Consider the following 24,856-nt stretch of genomic DNA (forward strand, 5'->3'; position numbering starts at 1 on the left):
CCCGGGTACCGGAGGTGGATCACCGCCTCGAGCCTCCAGCACCCCAGCCCGCCAGCGCCGCCCACCCCAGGACCACGCCGGCGGGCTCGTCGGCTCAGTAGGTGAACCGACCCACCTGGCTCCGCATGTCCTCGGCCATGCGCGCGACCTCGGCCACGGCCTCACCCATCTGGGCGAGCACGTCGGCGCTGCTCGCCGCCTCGGTGGCGACCGTCGTGATGTTGAGCGCGATGTCGGTCGAGCCGGTGGCCGCCTCGGACACCGAGCGCGACATCTCGTTGGTCGTGGCCGTCTGCTCCTCGACGGCCGACGAGATGGTCATCTGGTAGTCGTTGATGGTCGTGACGATCTCGGAGATCTCACCGATCGCGCCGACCGCACCAGCCGTGTCGGCCTGGATGCTCTCGACGCGGCGGGCGATGTCCTCCGTCGCCCGCGCCGTCTCCTGCGCGAGCTCCTTGACCTCGGTGGCCACGACCGCGAAGCCCTTGCCCGCCTCGCCAGCACGGGCGGCCTCGATGGTCGCGTTGAGCGCCAGCAGGTTCGTCTGCTCCGCGATGCTCGTGATGACCTTGACCACCGTGCTGATCTCCTGGCTCGACGCCCCCAGGCGCAGCACCTGCTCGTTGGTCGACCTCGCGGTCGCCGTCGCCTGACCGGCCACCTTCGAGGCCTCCGACGAGTTCTGGGCGATCTCCCGGATGCTCGCCCCCATCTGCTCGGTGCCAGCGGCGACGGTCTGGACGCTCCGGGACACCTGCTCGGCAGCAGCCGCGACCACACCCGCCTGGGCGCTCTGCTGCTGCGACCCGGCGGCGATCTGCTGGGTCGACGCGGAGAGCTCCTCGGCAGCCGCCGAGGTCGCCTGCGCCACCTGCACGACCGCACCGATCGTGGTGCGCAGGTTCTGCTGAGCGGTGGTGAGGGCACGCGCCATGGTGCCGATCTCGTCCTCGCTCGTCGCCGCGGCCTCGACCGTCAGGTCGCCCTCGGCCATCGCCTGGAGCGACGCCTGGACGCCCGACACCGTCCGCAGCAGGCCGCGGAGCACCCACACGCACAGGACGCCCACCACGGCCAGCGACACGGCGAGCACACCCCACAGGAGCACCAGCGCGGTCTGGGTGATGCTCGACCCGGACTCGCTCGACGCACGGGCGAGCTCGGAGAGGCGCTGCGACTCGTCTCCCAGGAGGTTCGCGACGTCGCTCGCGCCGTCGTCGAGGGTCCCGGTCACCAGGCGCTCCACGGTGGCATCCTCGCCGGCGTCGACCGCGCCGACGAAGTCGACCGACACCGTCGCGTAGTAGCGGTCGATCGCCCCGACGAGCTCGGAGAACGCCTCGCGGCTCGTCGCCAGGGGCTCGAGGGCGGCGAGGTTCGCGTCGAGGTCCGACCTCCGCTCGCGCAGCTCGTCGAGCCGGGCGGCGCGGTCGTCCGGGTCGGCCAGGGCGTAGGCGAGGTAGCGCGCCCGGTCTCCGTTGAACGACCGGGTCAGGGCCCCGAGCGTGACGAGCGGCTCCGCGACGCCCTCGTACATCTCCTGCCCGTTGCCGCTCAGCTGGACCAGCCGGTACGAGGCCAGCCCGGTCAGGGTGGCCGCGACCAGCGCGAGCATGACGAGGAGTGCGCCGATCTTGGCGCCGATGGAACGGGTCGAGAACCACGAGCGCCGTGCAGGTGCGGGCATGGGGGGGGGAACCTCCGTGTGCAGGCCCGCGGCGAGCGGGCTCTGTGATCGACCCTTCGGGTCAGGACCACGACTCCATCGACACCGTTTTGCGAGGTATGAGATGTTTGCCGCACCAACAAGTTGAGGTTTCAATCACGTTAACCCGGTCTGCCGAGGTCCGCCTGTTGAACGGACGAGGCCCGCCTCCAGACGGAGACGGGCCTCGACGGTGGCGGGGCTCGGCGCCCGCGAGCCCTGTCGCCAGAGTCAGAGCACCAGCTCGGGCTGCAGCGTCTTGACCGTCCAGAGCCGCTGCTTGCGTGCTGCCAGCGTCGTCACCACGAGCGACCCGACGAGGAACAGCGCGAGCACCGCGGCGTCGGTCGCGACGTTGGTCAACGAGCCGCCGTAGAGCAGGTGCCGCAGGCCGTCGACGCCGTAGCTCATGGGCAAGAACTGGTGCAGCGAGCGCAGCGGCTCGGGGATCGTCTGCCACGGGAAGGTCCCACCCGCAGTCACCAGCTGGGTGAGCATCAGCACGAGCCCGAGGAACTGGCCCGCGGCACCGAGCCACGCGTTGAGCGCCTGGAGGATCGCGACGAAGGTCGCCGAGACGAGCACGAGGAACAGCGCGGTGAACCACGGGTACGCGGGCTGGATGTCGAGCGCGAACTTGGTCACCGTGAACATCAGCGCCGCCTGCGCGACACCGATGAGCGCCGGGGTCAGCCAGCCACCCAGGGCAGCCGCCACGGAGGTCCACACCGTGCGGCCGGCCGCGAGCGCCCGCCGGGACAGCGGCTTGACGAGGAGGAACAGCACGTAGGCGCCGATCCAGGAGGCGAGCGAGAGGAAGAACGGCGCCAGCCCAGCGCCGTAGGTGCCGGCGCTGGTGAGGGACTCGTTCTGCACGACCACCGGGTTGCCGATGTTCTGGGCGGTCGCGTCCTGGGTCTGCGCGTCGACGTCGGGCACCTCGCCGACACCGGAGGTGAGGCCGTCCCGGAGCTGGACGGCTCCGTCGTCGGCCGAGACGATGCCGTCGTGGAGGGTCGAGACGCCGGTCGCCAGGGTCCCGGCGCCCTCGGAGAGGGTCGCGGTCCCGGTCTTGAGCGAGTCGGCTCCCGTCGAGAGCTCTGCGGCACCGGCCGACAGGTCGGAGGCCCCGGTGGAGAGGTCGGAGGCCCCGGTCGCGAGGGCGTCGGCCCCCGTCGCGGCGTCGGCGATGCCCTGGGCGAGGGTCGGTGCCGAGAGGGCGAGCGCGGCGGCTCCGTCGCTCACCTGGGTCGCGCCGGCCGAGAGCGTGTCGAGCGAGGTCGAGGCCTCGCCGAGCGCGGTCGAGGCGTCGGTGATCGGCTGTCGTGCGGTGTCGAGGGCGGTGAGGATGGTGGTGATCTGCTCCTCGGGGACGCCCTGGTCGCGCAGGTCGCCGGCGATGCCCTCGCGGATGGTGTCGAGGTCGTCGACGAGGGCCTGGGCGGTGCTGGCCGCCGTGTCGCCGTACCCGGCGATCGTCGCGTTGCCGTCGGCGACCTGCTTCGCGCCGTCGGCCAGGGCCTGGGCCTGGGCCGGGAGGTCCGTCGTCGAGGTCTTGAGGGTGGCGAGGCCGGTGTCGAGGTCGTCGGCACCGGTCTTCAGGGTGCTGGCCCCGGTCGCGAGGGTGGCGGCGCCGTCCTCGAGCGTCTGGGCGCCGGTCGCGAGGTCGCTCGCGCCGGTGGCCGCCGTGTCGGCGCCGGTCGCGAGGTCGGCGGACCCGGTGACGAGCTGGTCCGAGCCGTCGACGAGCTTCCCGGTGCCGGTCGCGAGCTCGGTCGCGCCGCTCTCGGCGTCCTCGAGGCTGCTGCGGATGTCCGAGAACCCCGCGAGGAACTGGGCGGCGGCCTCGGTGCCGACCTCGGAGGCGATCGAGTCGCGGACCTTGCCGACGATCTGGTCGGCGATGGTCCGGGCGAGGTAGTTGTTGGCGTCGTTGGTGACGAGCGTGATGCTCGCCTGCTGCGGGGTGAACTCGCCCGAGGAGGCGAGGTCGTCGCTGAAGGTCGGCCCGATGACCAGGGCGGCGTCGTACTCCCCCGAGCGGACGCCGACCTGCGCCTCGGCGCGGGAGGTCTCGACCCAGCCGAACCCGCCGTCGTCGAGGAGGTTCTCGGCGACCTTCTGGCCGTAGTCGCCGGTGTCCTCGACGACGAGCGCGGCGGGCACCTGGTCGAGCCGCGAGTACGGGTCGGAGTTCACGAAGAGGTAGAGGCCCGCGTAGAGGGTGGGGATGATCGCGAAGGCCGCGATCGCGAGCTTCGGGAGGGTGCCGGCGCTGATGCGGCGGAGCTCGGACAGGCTGATCCGCAGAGCCTTCATCGCAGGACCTCCATCGCGTCGTGGTTGTCGGTGCCCTCGACGGGCCGCTCGATGTGACGACCGGCCTCGAGGACGTGGGCCGAGGCGGGGGTGCACTGCACCAGGACGCCGTAGCCGGACTCGGCGTAGCCGCCGGCCGTCCGCCACCAGTCCTTGGGGTTGCCGCCGTGTCGGTCGGGCAGGGTCAGCACCAGGTAGCGCACGGCCGGGTCGGCTGCCCCCAGGGCGAGCAGGGTCTGCACACGGGTGGCCGGGTCGACCTGGTCCATGCGCAGGGACCGTCGCTCGGCGAGGTCGTGCTCGGCGAGCCAGCGGGCGACGGCACGACGCCCGGACGGGCGCCCCGCGAGCGCGAGGCCCTCGGCGACGGTGCCGGCGACGGTCAGCGCGTCGTCGGGCTCGGTGATGGTGGGCGCGTCGACGACGGCGCTGACCCGGCGGAGCGTCGCGGCGTCGGGGACGCCGTCGAGGAGGACGTCGCCCTCGTCGGGCACCATCCGTCCGGTCGCGACGAGCGCGAGGGCGGTGTGCCCGTGGCCGGGCTCGGCGACGACGAGCAGGCGGGTGCCGCGCTCGAGCCGGAGCGTCACCGGGTCGAGCATGGTGTCGCGGCGTCCCTCGACGCGCACGGCGCGGAGCGAGATCGCTTCTGGGTGGTCCTGTGTGCTCATGAGCCCCTCGTGCTGACTAGTGGTCAACGACGAATCTACGACGCTGTTGACCAACGGTCAACAAGGTTGGTAGACATGGGGGCATGAGCCGCGACACAGCCAGGACCCGCCTCGAGCCCGCCGACCGCAGGCGCGAGCTGCTCACCGTCGCCGAACGCCTGGCCCGCCAGGACGGGCTGGCCAGCCTGAGCACCCAGGCCGTCGCCACCGCCGCCGGGGCCTCGAAGGCCCTCGTCTTCCACTACTTCGGCTCCGTCGTCGGCCTCCAGCGCGCCGTCGTCGAGGAGGTCGTCACCGACCTCCTCGCCGCCCTCGGCGCGCCGGACGACGACTCCCCCGACGACCACGACCGGCCGGTCGTCGTGCTCGACGCCTTCATCACCGCGGTCACCGCGCGGCGAGAGCTCTGGACCGACATCTGGCGCGGAGCGCTGCACGACGACGCCCAGACCCAGGAGGTCCTCGGCGACGCACGGACCGCTCTCGTCGAGCGGCTGGCCCGGAGGTCGTCGGCCCTGCGCGGGCGCACCGGTGCCGCGGACGCCGGGGACGCCCCGCTCTCCCCCGAGGCGCTCGCGCTGCTCTCGCGCGGGTGGGTGGCCCTCGCGGAGAACGTCACCGCGTCGTGGCTCGCCGGGAGCCCGCTGGACCAGGCGGGGCTCCGAGACCTCCTCGTCCGGTCGCTCGCCGCGGTCCTCGGCGACGCCACCGCCCCTCCGACCCCGCACCCCTGACGCCCCCCCGCGCCGCACCTCTCCCGGGACGCACGACGGCCGGGAGAAGGACCACGTCCCTCTCCCGGCCGTCGCAGCCTGCTCGCTCGGTCGACTACTTCTCGAGCGACGCGTCGAGCGTGATGGTCGTGCCCGTGAGCGCCTTCGAGACGGGGCAGGTGGCCTTCGCGTCCTCGGTCGCCTTGAGGAACGCCGCCTCGTCGATGCCCGAGACCTCACCGCGGACGGTGAGCTTGATGCCCGTGATCTGGAAGCCGCCCGCGGGGTCCGGGGCGAGCGTCACGTCGGCCGAGACGTCGAGCGCGTCGGGCGTGCCGCCCGCCTCGCCGATGAGGGCCGAGAGCTGCATCGCGTAGCAGGAGGAGTGCGCCGCCGCGATGAGCTCCTCGGGGCTCGTAGTGCCCCCGGCCTCGTCTGCGGCGCGCTTGGGGAAGGACACGTCGTAGGTGCCGACCTTGGAGCTGCTGAGCTCGACCTGGCCGGAGCCCTGCTCGAGCGTGCCGTTCCAGGCGGTGCGAGCGGTACGAGTAGGCATGAGAGACCTCTTTCACGTCGGAAGGTGTGTACACCTCCACCTTAGGCACGTGACATCGATCTGGCCCGGGCACGGCCTCCGGGGCTCCCGGTCGGTCGGTCCAAGCCGCCCCGGGACGGCAGCGCGGCGCCTCGCCGCCGCACGGCACGCTCCCTAGACTGGCGCGACGCGCACCCGCCTGCGCGTGAGCCCCGGACCCACCAGGAGACCTCGTGAACGCACCCCGCGCATGGCACGCCGTCACCGCCCTCGCGGCCGGGACGGGGGTCCTCATGGAGGTGGTCGTCGCGCTGCTCGACGGCCCCGGACCTGCCGGCTCCATGCTCGAGCGGCTCGTGCGCCTCTTCAGCTACTTCACCGTGCTGTCGAACGTCCTCGTGTGCGTCGTCGCCGTCCTGCTCGTGATCGCGCCCGCCCGCGACGGGCGCCTGTTCCGCGTCGCGCGGCTCGACGCGCTGCTGTGCATCGCGGTGACCGGGATCGTCTACAACACGGTGCTCACCGGGCTCGTCGAGCTCTCCGCCGCCGGCGCGGTGTCGAACTTCCTGCTGCACGTCCTGACCCCCGTGCTCGTGGTGGTCGGGTGGCTGCTCTTCGGCCCTCGCCCGCGCATCGACCGGCGCACGATCTGGTGGTCTGCCGTCCCGCCGCTCGCCTGGATCGCGTACACCTTCGTGCGGGGCGCGATCGTCGACTGGTACCCGTACCCGTTCCTCGACGTCGGCGCGAACGGCTACCTCGCCTCGCTGGTCAGCACGGCGCTCGTGGCCGTCGTGTTCCTCGCCCTGGCCTTCGGCGCCGGGTGGCTGGACCAGCGGATGAAACTCGGTGCCGACTCTCCCAGCAGACGTCAAGGTCCGCCCGACCCCGGCCGATGAAGAGGGCATGAAGCCACTGCTGCGAGCGCACGGACGGACCACCCCGTCGGCGCCGGCCCCCGGACCCCAGGACGGGGCGGTCTCCCTGCGAGACGCGAGCGTGGTCGAGCTCGTCTGGATGGAAGAGCTCCGCCAGCACCTGCGTGCCCCGGGCGCCGACCTGCGCTCGGTCGGCTACCTGTCGTCGCTGTTCGACGCCTACTGCCGCGCCTGGCACCGCGCCCCCGCCTCCGACCGCTGGGACCCCGACTACCTCGTCAGCGCCCTCGGGGTCTGCCTCGGCGACGTCCTGGTGCGCCAGTGCAGCAGCAGCCGGTGGCAGGTGGTCGCCGACGAGCCGCGCACCACCGTGGCCGTCCGCAACGACCTCTTCCGGCGGACCTTCTTCCCCGTGGACGCCGTCGCACGACGCTGGCTCACCGCCGAGCTCGACTGGATGCCCGGCTTCGTCACCTCGACCGGCGCCCTGCTGCAGCGCGGAGCGCTGCGCACGCTCGCCGCCGAGCAGCGCTGACCGGCACTGACTGGCACTGACCAGCTCCGACGGCACCGACGTCTGCTCTCCTGACGGCCGAGAGGGCCTGACAACCCGTCAGGCCCTCTCGTCGGTGTTCTGCGGTGGTACCCGCAGCCCTCGTGGTGCCGGGGTCCCGCCGAGGACCCCGCTCGCGGTGCGCGTCAGCGCGCCGCGAAGTCCAGGTGCTCCTCGGTCACGGCGATGACCGTCCACGAGCTGCCGTCGTCCCCGGCGAGCCGGTACGCCGGGACCAGCACGGCGGACCCGTCGGACGAGTACACGGTGGTGGTGGTGAGCTCGGCGCCGGTGATCGCGACCTCCGAGACCGGCCACGAGATGACGCTGCCCGGGACCGCGGACGGCGGGAGCGTGGGCACGGCGGCCGGGTCGTCCGACGGGACCTCGACCCCGGGCTCCGGCATCACGTCGAGGCTGGGGTTCGCCTCCTCGAGCGCCTGCGCCTCCTCCGGCGTGACACCTTCGGGGATCTGGACGTCGTCGGCCGCGCGGGCGAAGGGCATGATGCCGTAGTCCGCCGTCGCCCCGAAGCGCGGGTCCGTGAGGCGTGCGACCGCGGTCGCCGCACCCACCACGTCGTAGCTGCCGAGGTCGACGAGCGGCGCCAGAGCACCGTTGAGGCTGGACACGCCCAGGCTCGACACCGTGAGCTGCCACGCCTGGCCGTCGTTGACGGAACCTGCCGCGCGGTAGGCGCTGACGGTCGTGGCGGTCGCGGTGCCCATGTCCTCGACGACGAGGTCGAAGCCCGCCGGGTCCACGCCGAGCGAGGTCATGATCTCGGACAGGCGCGCCGTGGCCTCGGCGCCGTCGACGGCCGTCGCCCCCGAGCCCTCGGCCCACGGGTCGGTGGACGGGTCGTAGTACGAGAAGCTCGTCGCGGAGTCCGACTGCACGTCGAGCGCGGGGCCCGTCCAGTCCGTCGAGCCGACGTGCCAGGCGCCGTAGAGGAGCGACGGCTCCCCCTCGAGGCCGACAGCCTGCGCGACGGCGAGCGCGGACTCGGGGGTGAAGGTCGCTGCGGGGTCAAAGCCCCACGCCGACGCGGCCGACGGGGTGTCGTCGAGGCCGACGGCGGTGAAGAGGGTGCGCATGCCGAAGCCGGCGATCATCGACCGGTCGGCCGAGGACGCTGCCGACTCGTCCGAGGGCAGCGAGAACGGTGCCTGGGCGCCGGCCTCCGGTGCGCTCTCGGTCGCCGCCAGGTCGGCGGTGCTCGCGGAGTCGGCCGAGACATCCGAGCCGCCATCCTGCGTGCCGACGGCGTAGCCGGCCGTCCCGACGGCTGCCACGCCGACGGCGGCGGCAGCGACCTGCAGCCAGCGCGCCGGGCGGCGACGCGAGCGCGCCGAGGAGAGGTCGACGACACCGGCGTCGGAGCCCTGCTCAGAGGTCGCGGCCGACGTGGTGCTGTCGTCCGCGGCAGACGACGAGACCTTGGCGGTCACGGTCGCGCGGATCGCGTCGAGGTCGGGCTCGAGGCCCGCTGCGGGGTCGGCAGCACGGAGCCGGTCGAACGTCTCGTCCGACCCGGAGCCGCGCTGCGGGGAGCTGCCGTTGGTGCTGTCCATCATGTCCTCCTGGGGGCGGGGCCACCCTGTCGGCCCGTCACCCTGTCTGTGTCGTGAGCGTCGTCGTCCTTGCGCGCAGGTGCTGGTGGTGACGCGGGCGTCGCGCGTACTGCAGCGTCGGCGGGCGCCACGGCCCCAGGACGGCTCTGGGGGGCGTCGTCGGACTGGGCGTCGTCACTGTCCTGGGCCGCGAAGGCCGCCCTCAGCCGCGAGCGCGCCCGGGAGAGCGCGGCGTCCGCTCCCCCGCGCGAGATGCCCAGCGCCTCGGCCAGGCCGTCGCCGTCGACGCCCTCCCAGGCGGTGAGCAGCAGCACCTCGCGGTCGCGCTCCGACAGCGTCGCGAGGGCCGCCCGCACCTCGAGGTCGGCGACCACGAGCAGCTCGGGCGAGTCACGGTCCGGCCCCTCGGGGAGCACCTCGACCAGCACGGGGCGGGACTTGCGGTGGTGGTTGGCGACCGTGAAGGCCGCCGTCCGGTAGAGCCACGCGAGCTCGTGCCCCTCGGGGACCTCGTCGCGACGACGCCACGCGACCGCGAGGACGTCGGCCGTGAGGTCGTCCGCGTCGTCGCGCGCCGCACGTCGCGCCACGTAGCGGAACACGCTGCGGGCGTGCTCGCGGAACAACGCGTCGAACCACGCGTCGTCGCGGGCTGGGGTCTGAAGGGTCACACGGTCCTCCGCACGTCGTCGGCACTGCTGGGGCGCACCTGGTGCACCCTGCCTGGTCTGTGTCACCAGGGTCGCCGAACTTGCAGCGGGTCAGGTCTCGGTATGGTCACGGTCTGCGGCGGGTCGAGAACAGGTGCAGGTGCTCGACGTCACCGTGGGCGGCCACCAGGCCCGACCCGACCGCGGCGTACCCTGGCCACGATCCCCCACGACGAGCCGCAGGAGCCGACATCACGAGCCGCACGCGCATCTACGGCACGAGCGGCCTGCTGCTCGTGGCGATGCTGGCCTACGCCCTCAACCTCCGGGCACCCTTCGTGTCCCTCGCGCCGATCGTCACGACGGTCGCCGACGGGCTCGGCGTCACCCCGGAGACCGTCGGGATCCTCACCGGGATCCCCGTGCTGTGCTTCGCCCTCGCCGCCCCCTTCGCCTCGATGCTCCTCGCCCGTGTCGGCATCGAGCGGGCCATCACCCTCTCCCTCCTCGGGGTGTTCGTCGGCACCTGCATCCGCTCGGCGGGCGGCTTCGACCTGGCTGTCGTCGGCACGGTGATCATCGGCGCGTCGATCACCATCGGCAACGTGTCCGTCCCCGTACTCATCTCCCGCGACTTCTCGAGCTCCGCCGGGGCCGTGACCGGTCTCTACACCGCAGCCCTCAACCTCGGCTCCGTGATCACCACCGTCGTCACCGCGCCGCTGGCCACCGCCTTCGGGTGGCGCTGGGCGCTGGCCGCCTGGGGGCTCGTCATGCTCGTCGCCGCGGTCCTGTGGCAGCGCGCGACGGCGGGCCGCGACCGGAGCCCCGTGCACCTCGTGCCGGCGCACGGGACCTCCGACGCCGAGCTCGGGTCCGTGTGGCGGCGTGGGATCGCGTGGTGCCTCACGCTGACCTTCGTGGGGCAGGCGTTCTCCTACTATGCCGTGACCACCTGGCTGCCCAAGATCCTCGCCGACGAGCAGGGCATGAGCGACGCCGGCGCGGGCGGTGCCGCCTCGCTGTTCCAGCTGTTCGGCATCATCGGCGGCGTCGGCGTCCCGCTGCTGCTCGCACGGCGCCTGCCGCTGCGCGCGGTGTTCGCCGGGATGAGCCTGCTGTGGCTGTCGCTCCCGGTGGGGCTGCTCGTGGCCCCCGAGCTCTGGCCGCTGTGGGCCGCGCTCGCCGGCACCTCGCAGGGCGGCAACTTCACGGTGATCTTCACGCTCGTCGTCCAGCGGTCGCGGGCGCAGAGCGAGGCCCGCCGGATGTCCGCGATGATCCAGGGCGTCGGCTACGGAGCCGCCGCTGCCGGGCCGTACGCGATCGGCGCGCTGCACACCGCCACCGACGGGTGGACCGTGCCGCTGCTGGTGGTGATCGGTGCGCTGACGCTCATGACCGTGAGCGGACTCCTCGCGACCGGCGCGCAGCGCGCGCCTGCCTGAACGGCGAGCGGCTACGGGCCAGCCAGCCTCGAGATCGTGACTTCGGAGCGAGTTCGTGACTTGTACGGCACGAACTCGCTCCGAAGTCACGAACTCGGCGGCGGCCTCAGGTCACCGTCTCCGGGCGGCTGTGCTGCGGACCTTCTGCAGGAGCCGGGCGGTGCCGCGGACCGGGAGCGAGCGCACCAGGCTGCGGCGTGCGGTGAGGGCGCCGTCGACGGGCTCACCGGTGACTGCCGCGCGGATCTGGGCCGCCGGGACCTTGGGAAGGCGGTCTGCGGTGACGAGGCCGTTGGCCTCCTGGAGGGTGTCGGTCAGCTGGGTGTAGCAGAAGCCCGCGAGCGCCGTCCCGTGCACCGCAGCCATGAGTGCCGCGAAGCGGGCGTCGAGGTCCCAGGCCGACGTCGCCGTCGAGTACCCCCACGCCCCGGCGCCGCCTCGCGGGTAGAGGGCGATGCCGCCGAGCTCGGTGAGCATCACGGGCTGGCCGCGGTCTGGTTCGGCGCCCAGGCGCATGCGACGGCCTGCCGGCCCCGTGCCGGCCAGCAGCTCGCCGATGCTCGCGTCGTCGCGGTAGCGGTCGGCGATCCCCTGCGGGTCGCCGTCGTAGTCGTGGAAGGTCCAGATGTCGGAGTCGGTGTGCTCCCAGCCGTCGTTGGAGACCACCGGTCGGGTGCCGTCGAGAGCCTTGGTCAGGTGCCACAGCGCACGCGCGTAGTGCTCGGCCTGCGGGTCCTGGGCGATCTCCTCGACACCCCAGCTCTCGTTGAGCGGTACCCACGTGACGACCGACGGGTGCGACCTGTCGCGCGCCACCACCTCGGTCCACTCGTGGAGCATCCGCTGCACGGCGGTCGGCGAGAACCTGTAGGCGCTCGGCGCCTCGACCCACACGAGCAGCCCGAGCCGGTCCGCCCAGTAGAGGAACCGCGGGTCCTCGATCTTCTGGTGCACCCGGACGGCGTTGAAGCCCAGCTCGAGGATCAGCTCGACCTCGGCACGCAGCGCCGCCGCGGACGGTGCCGCGAGGTGCGACTGCGGCCAGAACCCCTGGGACAGGACCGAGCGCAGCCGGACCGGCGCGCCGTCGATCCGGAAGGCACCGTCGGCGACGTCGACGGTGCGCAGCCCGAGGTAGGACGTGACGGTGTCGAGCAGCGTGCTGTCGTGCGGCGCGCTGCCGGGCTCGGCACCGTCGGGCAGTGCGCGATCGAGGACCGCGCCGTCGGCGGCGGACCGGATCTCGACCCGTGCGTCGACGAGCGTCGGGGTCCCGGGCGCCCAGAGCAGGGCCCCGCGTCGGGCCGGGTCTGCGAGGGCCGGGACGAGGACGCGGACGTCGACCCGCGGGTCTGCCGAGCGCACGGTCGCCCGCCCCACCTCGGCACCGTCGAGCTCGAGCACCACCAGGACGTCGACAGCGGCGGCAGGGCGGCGACCGAGGTCGACCCGCAGGTCCACGGCCGCCTCGTCGACGCGCGGCGTCCAGGTGAGGGCGTCGACGCGGGTGCGCGGGACGGCCTCGAGCCACACGGGCTGCCAGATGCCGGTGGTCCGGTGGTACCAGATGGAGTGCGGCTCGAGCTCCCAGTCCTGCTTGCCGCGGGGCTGCTCGAGGTCGTGCGGGTCGTCCTGCGCCCGGACCACGAGCACGTGCGTGTCACGGGTCCGGTCGAGGGCCGCCGTGGCGTCGAGGGTGAAGGGCGTGGACCCGCCCTCGTGCGAACCGAGCAGGGTGCCGTCCAGCCAGACGTCCGCCCGGTGGTCGACCGCGCCGAGGTGGACGAGGAGCCGGGTCGACGCGTCGCCGGTGCCGGTGCCGCCCGTGCGGGTGTCGCCCGGTCCGGTGCTGTCCGAAGCCGTGCCGCCTGACCCGAGGTCGCCCAGACCGGTCGCGTCGAGCTCGGCGCGGGTGATCTCGCGCCGGTACCAGACGACGGGGTGGAACCCGGTGTCCGCGATGCCGGAGGCCGGCGACTCCGGCGGGAAGGGGACGACGATCTCGCGGGACAGGCCCGTGGCGTGCTGCCACCCCTCGTCGAGGCCGACGTCGGCGTCGTCGTGGTCGAAGCCCCAGGTCCCGCTGAGGTCGACCCACCGCTCCCGGACGAGCTGAGGTCGGGGGTAGGTGCCGTCCTGGAGGCTGGCGCGGGGCGGGGTGGAGACCGGCGGTGTGGCTACCGGCGGCGTGGAGACCGAATGGGCGACGGCGTTGGGATGAGAGGTGGGGGTGGAGGTGGGCACAGCCGAAGGTCGGGGTGCGCGCTCTCTCACCGGACGTCCGTCTGCGCGGCGGTGCCGCCCTCGTCGCCCTCCCGCTCCGCCGCGCGACGGTCGCGGACGAACTCGGCGAGGTAGGCCAGCATGTCGGGCGACGGCGACGGGCCCAGCCCGAACTCGGCGGCGAGCTCCTCGGGCGTGGGGTCGTCCTCGGGGTCGGGGTCGGGCCCCACCGCGGCGCGGAGCGACCCGGCGAGCCACGCCACCTCCTCGGCCGTCACCGGCTGTCCGGCGGCGAGCTTGGCCTCGATCGAGCTGAGCGTCGGTGTCACGGGTCCTCCGGGGGATGGTGCGGGGCGGTGTCCCAGCCTGCCACGAGAGGTCACCCGCCGGAGCGGGAGGCGCGCGCCTCGATGGCTGCCCGGTCGCGCGGGTGCATCTTCTCGACGCGCCGCAGGAGCACCTCGACGGGGACGTCGAGCTGGTCGGCGACGGCGGCGGTGTCCCCGGGGTGCGCGGCGACCGCGTCGGCGATGGCGTCCACGCTCCCCAGGAGCCGGCGTGCTGCGAGCATGTCCGCCTCGCGCTCGATGCGCCGGGCGAAGAAGCCCTCGACGGCGGAGACGTGCCCGAGGTCGACGTGGGCGAGCTCGTGCGCGAGCGTGGCCCGCCGCCACGTGCGGTCGAGGTTCTCGTCGATGAGGATCATGTTCTCGCTGCGTACCCACACCCCGCGGGCGGGGGCGATGTCGCAGCGCTCGATGTCGAGGTCCGGGTGCCGCACCTCGGCGTCCTTCCACGGGCTGTAGCTCACACGCCCTCCCCCTGCTCCCCCTGCTCGGTCGGCCGGTGCCTGAGCACGGCGACCTGGTCGTGGCCGTGCTCCGAGGCCCCGGCCTCGTCCACCCGCGCGTCGACGGGCACCGACCATCCTGCGGGCCTGCACCGACACCCGTCCCGTCGCGGACGTGCCACCGAGGTCAGCGGCGCTCCCGCGACCGCCGGATCTCGCGCGCCCTCTCGAGGTAGGTGAGCTTGGCGGCGGCCACGGCCTCGGCCTGCTCCGCCGGGTCGAGGTCGGCGAAGGCCCCGGGGTCGATGTCGAGCAGCACGCCGGTCAGCACGGCGGCGTCGTCGTCCTGATCGGGAGCGGTGTCGGCCGCGACACCGTCGGCGAGCTCGTCGAGCCTGCCCGGGGGCCACCCGAGGAACGCCTCGATCTTGCCGAGGCTGCCGGTGCGCGGCCAGCGCACGCCGTTGAGGAAGTCGTTGACGGTCCCGGTCGACAGCTGCGCGCGCAGCGCGAGCTGGCGCGGGGTGATGCCACGTCGCCGCAGCTCCGTGGTGACGGCGGCGCGGGCGCGGTCCTCGTGCTCTCGGGGCATGGTGCGCCTCTCTGTCGTCGGATGAGCACGAAAGTACACCATGTTGGCCGAGTCGCCCAGACCCTGCACGTCACTGTCGCGCACTGCGTCGAAGAACGCTGGGGCAAGGCCTGATCGATGCCCCTAGGGCCTTACTTGATGGTCAACATGGTGTAACTATGGTCAAGTGCTCGACGCTCCAGTCGACCACCGAGTACCTCACCCACCGGACCACCCGACCACCGGAGACCATCACGGAGGACCCCATGCCCACCCCCGCCCTCATCCGCCCGGCCGCCACCGCACCGCCCGTACCGCCTGTGGCACCCCGACCTCGTCCAGACCGCGGCTGGGCCCGCGCGGCGGCCTGCGACGGGACCGACCCCGCACTCTTCGACCCCGTCAACAGGCACGTCGCCGAGCGCGCCACCGCGGTGTGCGCCACGTGCCCGGTCCGCCGTGCCTGCCTCCTCGAGGCCCTCACCGACGAGAGCGACAGCGCCTACGGGCCGTGGCTGGTCCGCGGCGGGCTCACCCCCAAGGAACGACGCGAGCTCTCGCCGCACGAGCGGTCCGCACTCGTCGCCGACCTTAGGGCGACCGCCGTCGGCACCCGCACCACCGCACCTGCTGCCACCATCGCCCCCTCAGCAGCATGACCTGGGAGCCGACGGCAGCCGCCCTCGTCGTCGGCACCCTCGGCGGGGGGAGCCTCACGGCGCTGCTCCGGGTGGCGCACGACCACTCGATCGCGCGCCGCGACGCCGACCGCGCCGACGAGACCGCGGACGACGCCCGCTGGGCCACCCTCGTCGAGGTCCAGACCCACGCCCTCCTCGAGCCGCTCCGGCTCCAGGTCGACCGGCACGCCACCCGCATCGGCGAGCTCGAGCGCGAGGTCCGTGACGTCCGCACGCGCTACTGGCGTGCCGTCCGCCTGGTGCACGCCCTCTACGACCACATCGCCCGGCACGGCCGTCCCGACGCACCACCGCCGCCAGCCCTGCCGGCCGACCTCACCGATCTCCCGTGACAGCAGCGCCGCACCGCTGCACCGCCAGACCACCCAGCCGCCCCGACCCCGACAGGAGCACCCCGTGCCGCACCCACCCGACCCGACCACCCCGACCACCGACGCCGGACCTCCACCCACGCCTCCCCCGCCCCTCGCGACACCCTCGCGGGGTTCGCCGGAGACCACCCCCTCGATGCCTCGCGCGCCCCGAGGGGAGGCGGAGGGGGACCTCGTCACCTCGTGGCTGCGCACCACGGTGCCGACGCTCTGGGGCGCCACGGTCAGCGCGGCCCTCGCCGCCGTCGCACCGCACCTGCCAGCCGACCTCGCCCAGCCGCTCGAGGCGTTGCTCTCGAGCGACTCGACCACCCTGGTCGTCGTGGTCGGGGCGGTCGGCGCGTGGCACGCGACGTGGCGGCTGCTCGAGCAGCGCGCACCGCGGTGGCTCGTCCGCCTGGCGCTCGGGTCCCCGCGCACCCCGTCGTACGCGCCGTGAGCCGCACACCGGGCCGCCGACGCAGCGGCACGTCCGCGCGAGGGCCTCCGCCAGCACCTGCTCGACGAGCCCGGACCAGGGTCTTGGGCACCGCACCCCGAACACCTAGGTTCGAACACATGTTCGACACGGATCGGGCACACCACAGGCGCTCCGCACCGGAGAGCCCCAGCACCACCGACACCAGAAGGAGGTACACCATGGCCGTCTCGCAGAACGGCTGGCCGGCGATCGAGTCGGGCACCGACCCGCGGCTCAGCCTCACCCCGTGGGTGACCGGCAGGATCCTCGCCGGTCCCGTCTGCACCGTGCTCAGCCACGTCGCACGACGGTTCCACGCCGAGGTCGAGAGCATCACCGTCTCCAGCTCCTGGGGGTGGGCCTACAGGCCGATCGCCGGCAGCACCGACATCTCGAACCACGCCTCGGGCACCGCGATCGACCTCAACGCCCCGCGCCACCCGCTCGGCGCGGTCGGGACGTTCACCCCGGCGCAGGTCGCCGTCATCCGAGACATCCTCCGGGACGTCTCGCCGGCGGTCCGCTGGGGCGGCGACTACTCGGGCCGCAAGGACGAGATGCACTTCGAGATCAACACCACGAGCGCGAACGTCGACCGCGTCGCCGCACGCCTCGTACCCACCCGCACCACCACACGACGAAGGGATGGAAAGACCATGATCTACCGCTCTGGAGGGCGCTACGCCCCGCTGGTCCACGGCATCTACGCCCACAACGGAGGCTGGGTCGAGCTCCGCTCCGCCGAGGAGCGCACCAACCTCATGGCAGCAGGGGTGAAGGAGGTCTGGATCCTCGAGCAGTCCCTGCTCAACCTCATGCAGGACTCGCGCGCCTGACGCACCGGTGACGGGCGGCCCGCCTCGCGCACGGGGCGGGCCGCCCGCGCAGGGCCGTCGGGTACCACCAGGGGTACCCGTCGCGAAGCTGCAGTGCTTACGACGAAGGCCCGGTCCCCACGTATCGTGGGAACCGGGCCTCTCGTGCTGTGGAGCCGCCTATCAGAATCGAACTGATGACCTTCTCATTACGAGTGAGACGCTCTACCGACTGAGCTAAGGCGGCCGACCTCTCCCGCGCCCGGAGACGAGTCACTGACGCAGGTGAAGAACCTCGCACACTCTACCCAGAGATCGACCCCGGCACCAAAACGAGGTCTCCGCGAGGCTCGAGGCTCAGCAGACGAGGCCCTCGTCGGGCACCGTGCCGTCGGTGAAGTAGGCGTCGACGGTGTCGAGGACGCAGGAGTTCGACTGGCCGTAGGCGGTGTGCCCCTCGCCCTCGTAGGTGACGAGGACGCCGGACTCGAGCTGCTCGGCGAGGCCCTGGGCCCACACGTAGGGCGTCGCGGGGTCGTTGGTCGTCCCGATGACCAGGATCGGCGCGGCGCCGCTCGCGGCGAGGTCGCCGGTCTTCTCGGCCTGCGGGAACGGCCAGTCGGCGCAGCCGAGCCCGCCGTAGGTGAAGAACTCTCCGACGGTCGGGGCGGCCGCGACGATCTCGTCGGCCTCGGCGTCGAGCGTGGCCATGTCGGCGTCGCTGCGGGAGTCGAGGCAGTTGATGGCGCGGAAGGCCTCGCCCTGGTTGTCGGCGTAGGTGCCGTCGGAGTTGCGGGAGTTGTAGCTGTCGGCCGAGGCCAGCAGCCCGCTGCCGTCGCCGTCGCTGATCGCCGCGTCGAGGGCGGCGGTCAGCTGGGGCCACAGCAGCTCGGAGTACAGCGGCTGGGCGATCCCGTAGAAGGCGAGGGTCTGGGTGAGCGGCCGTGCGGGGTCACCGGTCGGCATCGGGTTGGCGAGGATCTGGTCCAGCAGTCCGGTGACCTGCGCGAGCGCCTCGTCGGTGGTCCCGGTGAGCGGGCAGCCGGACCCTGCGAGGCAGTCCTCGACGAAGGCGGTGAGCGCGTTCTCGAAGCCGACGGCCTGCTGCAGGCTCATCTCGTGGTCGGTGAGCCGCAGGTCGATCGCGCCGTCGAGCACCATCCGTCCGACGTTCTCCGGGTACAGGCCCGCGTAGGTCGCGCCCAGCTGCGTGCCGTACGAGAAGCCGAGGTAGTTGAGCTGGGCGTCGCCGACCACGTGGCGGATGACGTCCATGTCGCGCGCGGAGGACTGCGTGTCGACCTCGCCGAGCACCGGGCCGGTGTTCTCGAGGCACTTCTCGCCGAAGGCCTTCGCGTCGGCCTGCATCTCGGCGAGGCCGGCGTCGTCCGGGGTGTACGTCTTGGCGTCCGAGACGTCACGCTCGGCGTCGCTCAGGCACGCCACCGGGCTGGACTCGCCGACGCCGCGCGGGTCGAAGCCCAGGACGTCGAACTCCTCGAGCAGCGGCTTGCCGAAGATGAACGGCACGTACTGGACGAACTCGACCCCCGAGCCGCCAGGTCCACCCGGGTTGATGAGGACGGTGCCCTTGCGCTCACCGCTCGAGAGGTAGCGCTTGGCGCCGAGGGTGATGGTGTCGGCCGCGGGGTCGTCCCAGTCGAAGGGGACCTCGATGTCGGCGCACTCGAAGCCGCTGCCGCAGTCGGACCACTCGACGGTCTGCTCGTAGAACGGCAGCAGGTCGGCCTCGATGCCGTCGGTGCTCGGTGCGGCGCTGCTCGCGCCGTCGGACGGGTCCGCCCCGGCCGAGGGCGACGAGCCGTCGACGCCCGTCTGGACCTTGGTCCCCGGGTCGCTGCTGCACGCGGCGAGCACGAGCGAGAGCCCCGCGACGGCCGCGGCCGCGCGCACCAGGCGGCTGCGCCGTGCGGACGGGCGCGGCGGCTGCGCTGCCCCCGCGGGCAAGTTCGGGTCGGGCACAGGGGACGCGGTCTCGTGGAGAGCTGGGGTCACGGGCCCAACCTATCCACTGCGGCCCGGACTGCACACCCGACGCCCACGGCTGTGGACACCGGTGGCGGGTCCCGGCTCAGCCCTGGGGGCGCAGGGCGATGGCCATCGCCTCGAGGGCGAGCACGGGCGACACGTTGCCCCCGAGCCGCGTGCGCGCCACACCGATCGCGTCCATGCGACGCACGGTCTGCTCGGGCGTCGACTCCTCCGCGAGCGTGCGCACCGTCTCCGCGATCTCGGTGTTGACGAGGTCGACCTCGGCACCGAGCTGGACGACCAGCACGTCGCGGTACAGGGACAGCAGGTCGACCATCGACCGGTCGAGCACGTCGCGCTGGCGCCGGGTGGCGCGCCGCTTCTGGTCGTCCTCGAGCTGCTTGACCTGCGAGCGCAGCGACGGCGGGAGGGTCTGTCCGCCGTCGGCACCGAGGGACCGCAGCAGCTCGGCCTTCTCGGTGGCGTCGCGCTCCTCGGTCGCCGCCTTGGCCTCGGCCTGGGCGACCTCGACGAGCTCGCCGGCCGCGATCACGGCGTCGGGCACCCCGCGGATGCGTCGGGCGATCGACAGCACCGACGACCTGCGCTGGCGGGCACCGGCGTCGCGGGCGAGGCGGCGCGCGAGGCCGATGTGCGACTGCGCCGCGCGGGCGCTCGCCAGGGCCACGACCGGGTCGACGCCGTCCCGCGCCTCGAGCAGGGCGGCGACGTCGGCCACCGGCGGGATGCGCAGCGTGACCCCGCGGCAGCGGGACCGGATGGTGACCATGACGTCCTGCGGGCTCGGCGCGCAGAGCAGCCACACGGTGCGCGGCGGCGGCTCCTCGATGGCCTTGAGCAGGACGTTGGTGGTGCGCTCGGCCATGCGGTCTGCGTCCTCGACGAGGATGACGCGCCAGCGCCCCTGGGAGGGCGAGCGCGAGGCGAGCGAGATGAGCGAGCGCACCTCGTCGATCGCGATGGTGACCTTCTCGGTCGCGACGACGGTGAGGTCGGCGTGCGTCCCGGACAGCGTCGTGGTGCAGGCGTGGCAGTGCCCGCAGCCGCCCTGCTCGCACTGCAGGGCCGCGGCGAAGGCGCGGGCCGCGTTCGACCGGCCGGAGCCGGGCGGTCCGGTGAGCAGCCAGGCGTGCGTCATGGCCGACGGGTCGGCGATCGCCCCGCGGAGCGTCGCGACGGCCGAGTCCTGCCCGACGACGTCGTCCCACACGGACACGTCAGGCCTCCGCGGGCAGCGTCAGGCCGAGGCGCTCGGCGACGGCGGAGCGGATCTCGCGGTGGATCGCGTCGACGGTCCCCGACGCGTCGACGACCACCCAGCGTGCCGGGTCCTGGGCCGCTCGCTCGAGGTATGCCTGGCGGGTGCGTCGGTGGAACTCGTCCCCCGCGCGCTCGAGGCGGTCGGGGGCGGCGTCCAGCCGTCGCGTGCCGACGAGCGGGTCGATGTCGAGCAGGACCGTGGCGTGCGGCAGCAGGCCCTCGGTGGCCCACGTCGACAGCTGCTCGATCTCCTCGACCGGCAGGGTCCGGCCGCCGGCCTGGTAGGCGATCGAGGAGTCGAGGTAGCGGTCGGTGATCACCACGTCCCCGCGCTCGAGGGCGGGCCGAACCAGAGAGGCGACGTGGTGGGCGCGGTCCGTCGCGTAGAGCAGGGCCTCGGTGCGCGGGTCGACGTGGTCGCCGTGCAGCACCGCCTGTCGCAGCACGAGGCCGAGCTCGGTGCCGCCGGGCTCGCGGGTCCAGACGACGCGGCGCCCGGTCACCTGCTCGAGCCACTCGCCGAGGAGCCGGGACTGGGTCGACTTGCCGGCGCCGTCACCTCCCTCGAAGGAGATGAAGTACCCGCTCTGCTCGTCTGCGCTCACTCCCCCAGCCTATCGGTGCCCACCGACCTGGCCGGGCCCGCCGGGAGACCGCACGAGTACCGACGGGCGAGCGCCCCGCAGGACCGACGCGGGCAGACGACGGCGGCGCGCTTGTAGGGTCGGGGACATGCTCTCACCAGGACTCGCCTTCGCCGACCGCACCTTCGACGCGATCCTCTTCGACATGGACGGCACGCTCATCAGCTCGATCGAGGCGGTCGACCGCAGCTGGGCGCTCTGGGGCCGCGAGCACGGGCTCGGCGACGAGTTCCGCATCGCGCACGGCACGCCCGCACGCTCCCTCGTCGAGCGGCTGCTGCCCGCCGAGCAGGTCGAGGTGGCCCTCGCCCGGATCACCGAGATCGAGCTCGGCGACACCGACGGCGTCCGGGTGCTGCCCGGCGCGGCCGAGCTGCTCGCCTCGCTGCCCGCGGAGCGCCACGCGATCGTCACGTCGTGCACCCGTGACCTCGCGGCGGTGCGCATCGCCGCGACCGGGATCGGTGCGCCCGGGGTGGTCGTGACGGCCGACGACATCTCCCGCGGCAAGCCCGACCCCGAGCCCTTCCGCCGCGGGGCGGAGCTGCTCGGCTTCGACCCCGCACGCTGCCTGGTCGTCGAGGACGCACCGGCCGGCCTCGAGTCCGGCCGGGCCGCCGGGTGCGCGACGCTCGCGGTCGCCGGGACGCACAGCCTCGACGAGCTGGACGCCGACGCGCACGCACCGGGCGTCTGGGCCGTCGCCGTGCGGGTCACCGCGGAGGGGACGCTCGTCCTCGAAGACCGCACGGCCTGACACCTCGACGTCCTGACACCCTGCGGGGAGCTGCTCCGGTCAGAGCACGCCGGCGTCGCGGCCGGCCTCGACGACCCGGGTGACCGACCGTCGGACGTCGGCGAGCTCGTCGAGCGTGAGCCCGGTGCGGGCGACCACCTGAGCCGGGATCCCCTCGGCGACGCTGCGCAGCGCCGCCCCCTCTGCGGTGAGGGAGACGAGCATGACGCGGGCGTCGTCGGCGTCGCGCCGTCGCGTGACGTACCCCGTGCTCTCGAGCCGCTTGACGAGCGGGGTCACGGTCCCGGGGTCGAGGTGCACGAGTGCCGCGATGCTCGTCATCGACAGGTCCCCGTGCTGCCAGAGCGCGAGCATCACGAGGTACTGCGGGTGCGTCAGACGCAGCGGCTCGAGGACCGGTCGGTAGACGGCGACCATCGCCCGGGCCGCTGCCGAGAGCGCGAAGCAGACCTGACTCTCGAGGGCCAGCGGGTCCTGCGCAGGGGTGGCAGAGGCGGAGGCCGCGGTCGCAGCGGGGTCGGGCACGTCGGAGTCGGGCACCCGCCAAGCCTACGCACTCTTCGGCTATGCTTGGTGCACCAATGGTTGGTACACCAACGATGTCGATCCCGACGACCTCACCAGCCCGAGAGAGTAGGCACGCCGTGATCTTCGGCCGCAGGCACGCCAAGGACGACACCGCGCAGACGACGGCCTCCGAGCCGACGCCCGCACGGACCGTGCTGCCCGGAGAACCCTCCCCCGACGCGACCGCCGGCCTCCGCCTCACCGAGAAGAGCCTGCTGCCGATCTTCGGCCCCGCACAGGTGGGCGACTCGACGGCGCCGCTGCGCCCCGCCACCGAGGCGGAGCGCAGCAGGGACCGCGCGCTGCGGACGACCCTGACCCGCGTGGTGGGCAAGGACGGGAAGAGCTACGTCGTCGCGGTTCCCGACGCTCCCGACGAGGCCGAGCAGCCCTAGGCGCCCGCGGGCCCCGTGGACGGGCTCGTGACGAACACCGACGCGGCCGCCGACATCGGGCTCGCCACCTCGCCCGACGCCAGGCCGACCTCGCCGGGGTACACGACCCCGAGCTGAGCCCGGACGTCGTCCATGATCTCCATGAGCTCGACGGTCTGGTCGAGGGTCATCCGAGGGCTCTCGGTGAGACCCGCCGCGATGCAGCGGGCCACCTCGGCGGCCTCGTACTGCTTGCCCTCCTCGACCACCGAGCCGTCGGCCGCCCGCAGGCGCCCGTCGTACTCGGTGACACCGTGGGCGTTCTCGACGCGGAACGTCGTCGGGACGAGGTAGCGCTCGTCGATCTCGATGCGCCCCTCCGACCCGACGATCGTGGCCGTCCCCGGTGCCGTGGTCCGCACGGAGGTGGTGAGCGTCGCGAGCGCCTCCTGCCCGTAGCGCAGCACGATCGTCTCCTGCGCGTCGACGCCCGTCGGTGCGAGCAGACCGGTCGCCCGCACCTCGTCGGGGTGGCCCAGCAGGTCGACCGCGAAGGACAACGGGTAGATCCCGAGGTCCAGCAGCGCTCCCCCGGCCAGCGCCGGGTCGAACATCCGGTGCGCCGGGTCGTAGGGCACCGTGACGTCGAAGCCCGCTCGGACCTCGCGGACCGCGCCGATGTCGCCGCGCTGCACGATCTCGCGCAGCATCGCGGTGTGCGGCAGGTGGCGCGTCATCATCGCCTCCATGCAGAACACCCCCGCCTCGCGGGCGGCCGCGACGACCTCGCGGGCCTCGGCGGCGTTGCGCGTGAAGGCCTTCTCGACGAGCACGTGCTTGCCCGCGGCGATCGCCAGCAGCGCGTGCTCGTGGTGGTGCGAGTGCGGCGTCGCGACGTACACGACGTCCACGTCCGGGTCCGCGACGAGCTCCTCGTAGGAGCCGTAGGACCGCTCGACACCGTGCTCCGCCGCGAAGGCCGCCGCCTTCTCGGCGTCGCGCGAGCCCGCCGCGACGACGGTGCTGCTCGTGAGGTCACGCACGGCGTCGGCGAAGGACCCGCCGATCCAGCCCGCACCGAGCACGCCCCAGCGCAGCGCCGGGGCGAGGCGCGGGTCGTCGACCGCCGGGGTCGAGCCGACCGCCGCGTCGCTCATACGCCGCGCTCCTCGCCCGGGTAGACCACGCCGACCTGCCGGCGGATCTCGTCGAGCGAGGTCATCACGTCGAGCGTCCCCTGCCACGACATGCGCTCGGACTCGGTCCGGCCCTCGGTCACCAGGCGGGCGACCTCGGCGGCCTCGAAGGCCAGGCCCTGCACCTCGGGCGTCGTGTAGGTCTGCGTGGTGCCGTCGCGGCGCACCACGCGGAACGAGGTGGGCGTGTAGAAGGCACCGTCGATCTCGATGCGGCCCTCGGTGCCCGAGATGCTCGCGGTCGTGGGCGTGGCCGACCACAGGGTGGTGTGCAGCAGCGCCTGCTGGCCGCCCTCGTAGTCGAAGACGACGCTCACCTGGCCGTCGACACCGGTGTCGGTCAGCTGGCCGACGGCCGTGACCGAGGTGGGCGCACCGAGGATGTCGTGCGCGAAGGACACCGGGTACACCCCGAGGTCGAGGAGCGCACCGCCGGCGAGCTCGGGGTTGACGAGGCGGTGCTCGGGCGGGACGTCGAAGTACTGCCCGTGGTCCGCGACGACCGTGACGACACGACCGATGTCACCGCGGGCGATGATCTCGTGGATCGTGGCCACGTGCGGCAGGAACCGGGTCCACATGGCCTCCATGACCGTGACGCCCTGGGCGCGCGCCGCGGCCAGCACCTCGTCGGCCTCGGCGGCCGACTGCGTGAAGGCCTTCTCGACGAGGACGTGCTTGCCGGCCTCGATGGCCAGGAGGGCGTGGTCACGGTGGTGCGAGTGCGGCGTCGCGACGTAGACGACGTCGACGTCCGGGTCGGCGACGAGCGCCTCGTAGGAGTCGTGCACGTGAGCCTGACCGGCGTCGTCGCCGAGGTGCTCGTCGGCGAAGGCGCGCGCCTTGGCCGCGTCCCGCGAGCCGACCGCGACCACGGTCGAGGCCGTGTCCTGGGTGACCGCGCGGGCGAAGGCACCGGCGATGCCGCCGGCCCCGAGGATGCCCCACCGCACGGCGGGGGCGTCGGCCGGGGAGGGCACGGCGTCGGTGAGGGAGATGGTCGTGGTGTCTGACGGTTCGACGCTGAGAGTCATGCGCCCACGCTAGCGGAGGACGACGGCCCAG

The 24,856-nt window shown here is 73.3% G+C and carries 26 protein-coding genes and 1 tRNA gene; 10 read left to right on the top strand and 17 right to left on the bottom strand.

What is annotated here, in order from left to right; translation table 11 throughout:
- Positions 1-94: 94 nt before the first annotated feature.
- The 3 genes from SKED_RS15905 to SKED_RS15915 form a co-directional block, all read right to left on the bottom strand.
- Complete coding sequence (locus SKED_RS15905; RefSeq protein WP_012868201.1) at positions 95-1,690, bottom strand: methyl-accepting chemotaxis protein; 1,596 nt, start codon at positions 1,688-1,690, stop codon at positions 95-97.
- 249 nt (positions 1,691-1,939) lie between these two features.
- The gene (locus SKED_RS15910; RefSeq protein ID WP_012868202.1) at positions 1,940-4,027 is read right to left on the bottom strand and encodes a YhgE/Pip family protein; all 2,088 of its coding nucleotides are present in this window, start codon (positions 4,025-4,027) and stop codon (positions 1,940-1,942) included.
- A complete protein-coding gene (locus SKED_RS15915) occupies positions 4,024-4,698 on the bottom strand; it encodes a hypothetical protein (RefSeq protein WP_012868203.1) in 675 nt (224 codons plus the stop codon). The genes SKED_RS15910 and SKED_RS15915 overlap by 4 nt, the downstream gene beginning before the upstream one ends.
- Positions 4,699-4,781: 83 nt before the next feature.
- Between SKED_RS15915 and SKED_RS19175 the strand changes: the two genes are divergently transcribed.
- Positions 4,782-5,432: a TetR/AcrR family transcriptional regulator gene (locus tag SKED_RS19175; RefSeq protein ID WP_012868204.1), complete on the top strand. Its 651-nt coding sequence runs from the start codon at positions 4,782-4,784 to the stop codon at positions 5,430-5,432.
- Between the two features lie 94 nt (positions 5,433-5,526).
- On the opposite strand, the gene SKED_RS15925 is transcribed toward SKED_RS19175, so the two are convergent.
- Entirely contained in the window at positions 5,527-5,967 is a 441-nt protein-coding gene (locus tag SKED_RS15925) for an OsmC family protein (RefSeq protein ID WP_012868205.1), read from the bottom strand.
- Positions 5,968-6,179: 212 nt separating this feature from the next.
- Between SKED_RS15925 and SKED_RS15930 the strand changes: the two genes are divergently transcribed.
- Together SKED_RS15930 and SKED_RS15935 are read left to right on the top strand one after the other, a co-directional pair.
- The gene (locus SKED_RS15930) at positions 6,180-6,845 is read left to right on the top strand and encodes a Pr6Pr family membrane protein (protein WP_012868206.1); all 666 of its coding nucleotides are present in this window, start codon (positions 6,180-6,182) and stop codon (positions 6,843-6,845) included.
- 7 nt (positions 6,846-6,852) lie between these two features.
- Positions 6,853-7,359: a DUF3806 domain-containing protein gene (locus tag SKED_RS15935; RefSeq protein ID WP_012868207.1), complete on the top strand. Its 507-nt coding sequence runs from the start codon at positions 6,853-6,855 to the stop codon at positions 7,357-7,359.
- 164 nt (positions 7,360-7,523) lie between these two features.
- Here SKED_RS15935 and SKED_RS15940 read toward each other — a convergent pair whose 3' ends face one another.
- Positions 7,524-8,951, bottom strand: a complete 1,428-nt coding sequence (locus SKED_RS15940; protein ID WP_012868208.1) for a hypothetical protein — start codon at positions 8,949-8,951, stop codon at positions 7,524-7,526.
- Positions 8,951-9,622 (bottom strand): RNA polymerase sigma factor, encoded by a 672-nt coding sequence (locus tag SKED_RS15945; protein WP_012868209.1) that lies wholly within the window; start codon positions 9,620-9,622, stop codon positions 8,951-8,953. Before SKED_RS15945 ends, SKED_RS15940 begins: the two co-directional genes overlap by 1 nt.
- 281 nt (positions 9,623-9,903) lie before the next feature.
- On the opposite strand from SKED_RS15945, the gene SKED_RS15950 reads away from it, so the two are divergent.
- Positions 9,904-11,049 (top strand): MFS transporter, encoded by a 1,146-nt coding sequence (locus SKED_RS15950; RefSeq protein WP_042439513.1) that lies wholly within the window; start codon positions 9,904-9,906, stop codon positions 11,047-11,049.
- Between the two features lie 111 nt (positions 11,050-11,160).
- On the opposite strand, the gene SKED_RS15955 is transcribed toward SKED_RS15950, so the two are convergent.
- From SKED_RS15955 to SKED_RS15970, 4 genes are all read right to left on the bottom strand, one after another.
- Positions 11,161-13,293: a glycoside hydrolase family 2 protein gene (locus SKED_RS15955; protein ID WP_012868211.1), complete on the bottom strand. Its 2,133-nt coding sequence runs from the start codon at positions 13,291-13,293 to the stop codon at positions 11,161-11,163.
- Positions 13,294-13,319: 26 nt separating this feature from the next.
- Positions 13,320-13,601, bottom strand: coding sequence for a hypothetical protein (locus SKED_RS15960; protein ID WP_012868212.1), 282 nt, complete (start codon positions 13,599-13,601; stop codon positions 13,320-13,322).
- A gap of 50 nt (positions 13,602-13,651) precedes the next feature.
- Positions 13,652-14,083: an ImmA/IrrE family metallo-endopeptidase gene (locus tag SKED_RS15965; RefSeq protein ID WP_012868213.1), complete on the bottom strand. Its 432-nt coding sequence runs from the start codon at positions 14,081-14,083 to the stop codon at positions 13,652-13,654.
- A 166-nt stretch (positions 14,084-14,249) separates the two neighbouring features.
- Positions 14,250-14,654, bottom strand: coding sequence for a helix-turn-helix domain-containing protein (locus tag SKED_RS15970; RefSeq protein WP_012868215.1), 405 nt, complete (start codon positions 14,652-14,654; stop codon positions 14,250-14,252).
- A gap of 158 nt (positions 14,655-14,812) precedes the next feature.
- Here SKED_RS15970 and SKED_RS19180 point away from each other — a divergent pair, with 158 nt between their 5' ends.
- The 4 genes from SKED_RS19180 to SKED_RS15990 all read left to right on the top strand — a co-directional run bounded on the left by SKED_RS19180 (position 14,813) and on the right by SKED_RS15990 (position 17,001).
- On the top strand, positions 14,813-15,292 hold the full coding sequence (locus SKED_RS19180; RefSeq protein WP_012868216.1) for a WhiB family transcriptional regulator: 480 nt from the start codon (positions 14,813-14,815) through the stop codon (positions 15,290-15,292).
- Positions 15,289-15,666 (top strand): hypothetical protein, encoded by a 378-nt coding sequence (locus tag SKED_RS15980; protein ID WP_012868217.1) that lies wholly within the window; start codon positions 15,289-15,291, stop codon positions 15,664-15,666. Before SKED_RS19180 ends, SKED_RS15980 begins: the two co-directional genes overlap by 4 nt.
- A 175-nt stretch (positions 15,667-15,841) precedes the next feature.
- Entirely contained in the window at positions 15,842-16,144 is a 303-nt protein-coding gene (locus SKED_RS15985; RefSeq protein WP_143755796.1) for a hypothetical protein, read from the top strand.
- 200 nt (positions 16,145-16,344) lie between these two features.
- The gene (locus SKED_RS15990; protein ID WP_012868219.1) at positions 16,345-17,001 is read left to right on the top strand and encodes a M15 family metallopeptidase; all 657 of its coding nucleotides are present in this window, start codon (positions 16,345-16,347) and stop codon (positions 16,999-17,001) included.
- Between the two features lie 150 nt (positions 17,002-17,151).
- Here SKED_RS15990 and SKED_RS15995 read toward each other — a convergent pair.
- The 4 genes from SKED_RS15995 to tmk all read right to left on the bottom strand — a co-directional run bounded on the left by SKED_RS15995 (position 17,152) and on the right by tmk (position 20,858).
- Positions 17,152-17,227, bottom strand: a tRNA-Thr gene (locus SKED_RS15995).
- A 110-nt stretch (positions 17,228-17,337) separates the two neighbouring features.
- Positions 17,338-18,996: an alpha/beta hydrolase gene (locus tag SKED_RS16000; RefSeq protein WP_245534578.1), complete on the bottom strand. Its 1,659-nt coding sequence runs from the start codon at positions 18,994-18,996 to the stop codon at positions 17,338-17,340.
- Positions 18,997-19,072: 76 nt separating this feature from the next.
- Positions 19,073-20,209, bottom strand: a complete 1,137-nt coding sequence (locus SKED_RS16005; protein ID WP_012868221.1) for a DNA polymerase III subunit delta' — start codon at positions 20,207-20,209, stop codon at positions 19,073-19,075.
- Position 20,210: 1 nt separating this feature from the next.
- Positions 20,211-20,858 (bottom strand): dTMP kinase, encoded by a 648-nt coding sequence (gene tmk / locus SKED_RS16010; RefSeq protein WP_012868222.1) that lies wholly within the window; start codon positions 20,856-20,858, stop codon positions 20,211-20,213.
- Positions 20,859-20,985: 127 nt separating this feature from the next.
- Here tmk and SKED_RS16015 point away from each other — a divergent pair, with 127 nt between their 5' ends.
- Positions 20,986-21,654: an HAD-IA family hydrolase gene (locus SKED_RS16015; protein ID WP_012868223.1), complete on the top strand. Its 669-nt coding sequence runs from the start codon at positions 20,986-20,988 to the stop codon at positions 21,652-21,654.
- A 39-nt stretch (positions 21,655-21,693) separates the two neighbouring features.
- Here the strand turns inward: SKED_RS16015 and SKED_RS16020 are convergent, their stop codons facing one another.
- Complete coding sequence (locus SKED_RS16020) at positions 21,694-22,194, bottom strand: MarR family winged helix-turn-helix transcriptional regulator (RefSeq protein ID WP_012868224.1); 501 nt, start codon at positions 22,192-22,194, stop codon at positions 21,694-21,696.
- 104 nt (positions 22,195-22,298) lie between these two features.
- On the opposite strand from SKED_RS16020, the gene SKED_RS19810 reads away from it, so the two are divergent.
- On the top strand, positions 22,299-22,616 hold the full coding sequence (locus tag SKED_RS19810; protein ID WP_012868225.1) for a hypothetical protein: 318 nt from the start codon (positions 22,299-22,301) through the stop codon (positions 22,614-22,616).
- On the opposite strand, the gene SKED_RS16030 is transcribed toward SKED_RS19810, so the two are convergent.
- Positions 22,613-23,752, bottom strand: coding sequence for a Gfo/Idh/MocA family protein (locus tag SKED_RS16030; protein WP_012868226.1), 1,140 nt, complete (start codon positions 23,750-23,752; stop codon positions 22,613-22,615). The genes SKED_RS19810 and SKED_RS16030 overlap by 4 nt on opposite strands.
- Positions 23,749-24,825, bottom strand: a complete 1,077-nt coding sequence (locus SKED_RS16035) for a Gfo/Idh/MocA family protein (RefSeq protein ID WP_012868227.1) — start codon at positions 24,823-24,825, stop codon at positions 23,749-23,751. The genes SKED_RS16030 and SKED_RS16035 overlap by 4 nt, the downstream gene beginning before the upstream one ends.
- Between the last annotated feature and the right edge of the window lie 31 nt (positions 24,826-24,856).

The sequence above is a fragment of the Sanguibacter keddieii DSM 10542 genome (assembly GCF_000024925.1).
Lineage (GTDB): Bacteria > Actinomycetota > Actinomycetes > Actinomycetales > Cellulomonadaceae > Sanguibacter > Sanguibacter keddieii.

What these genes read in the sequence shown, in the direction of transcription:
- SKED_RS15905 (WP_012868201.1), bottom strand. Translation starts at nt 1,690, where the DNA reads ATGCCCGCACCTGCACGGCGCTCGTGGTTCTCGACCCGTTCCATCGGC.
- SKED_RS15910 (WP_012868202.1), bottom strand. Translation starts at nt 4,027, where the DNA reads ATGAAGGCTCTGCGGATCAGCCTGTCCGAGCTCCGCCGCATCAGCGCC.
- SKED_RS15915 (WP_012868203.1), bottom strand. Translation starts at nt 4,698, where the DNA reads ATGAGCACACAGGACCACCCAGAAGCGATCTCGCTCCGCGCCGTGCGC.
- SKED_RS19175 (WP_012868204.1), top strand. Translation starts at nt 4,782, where the DNA reads ATGAGCCGCGACACAGCCAGGACCCGCCTCGAGCCCGCCGACCGCAGG.
- SKED_RS15925 (WP_012868205.1), bottom strand. Translation starts at nt 5,967, where the DNA reads ATGCCTACTCGTACCGCTCGCACCGCCTGGAACGGCACGCTCGAGCAG.
- SKED_RS15935 (WP_012868207.1), top strand. Translation starts at nt 6,853, where the DNA reads ATGAAGCCACTGCTGCGAGCGCACGGACGGACCACCCCGTCGGCGCCG.
- SKED_RS15940 (WP_012868208.1), bottom strand. Translation starts at nt 8,951, where the DNA reads ATGGACAGCACCAACGGCAGCTCCCCGCAGCGCGGCTCCGGGTCGGAC.
- SKED_RS15950 (WP_042439513.1), top strand. Translation starts at nt 9,904, where the DNA reads ATGCTGGCCTACGCCCTCAACCTCCGGGCACCCTTCGTGTCCCTCGCG.
- SKED_RS15970 (WP_012868215.1), bottom strand. Translation starts at nt 14,654, where the DNA reads ATGCCCCGAGAGCACGAGGACCGCGCCCGCGCCGCCGTCACCACGGAG.
- SKED_RS19180 (WP_012868216.1), top strand. Translation starts at nt 14,813, where the DNA reads ATGGTCAAGTGCTCGACGCTCCAGTCGACCACCGAGTACCTCACCCAC.
- SKED_RS15980 (WP_012868217.1), top strand. Translation starts at nt 15,289, where the DNA reads ATGACCTGGGAGCCGACGGCAGCCGCCCTCGTCGTCGGCACCCTCGGC.
- SKED_RS15985 (WP_143755796.1), top strand. Translation starts at nt 15,842, where the DNA reads ATGCCTCGCGCGCCCCGAGGGGAGGCGGAGGGGGACCTCGTCACCTCG.
- SKED_RS15990 (WP_012868219.1), top strand. Translation starts at nt 16,345, where the DNA reads ATGGCCGTCTCGCAGAACGGCTGGCCGGCGATCGAGTCGGGCACCGAC.
- SKED_RS16015 (WP_012868223.1), top strand. Translation starts at nt 20,986, where the DNA reads ATGCTCTCACCAGGACTCGCCTTCGCCGACCGCACCTTCGACGCGATC.
- SKED_RS16030 (WP_012868226.1), bottom strand. Translation starts at nt 23,752, where the DNA reads ATGAGCGACGCGGCGGTCGGCTCGACCCCGGCGGTCGACGACCCGCGC.
- SKED_RS16035 (WP_012868227.1), bottom strand. Translation starts at nt 24,825, where the DNA reads ATGACTCTCAGCGTCGAACCGTCAGACACCACGACCATCTCCCTCACC.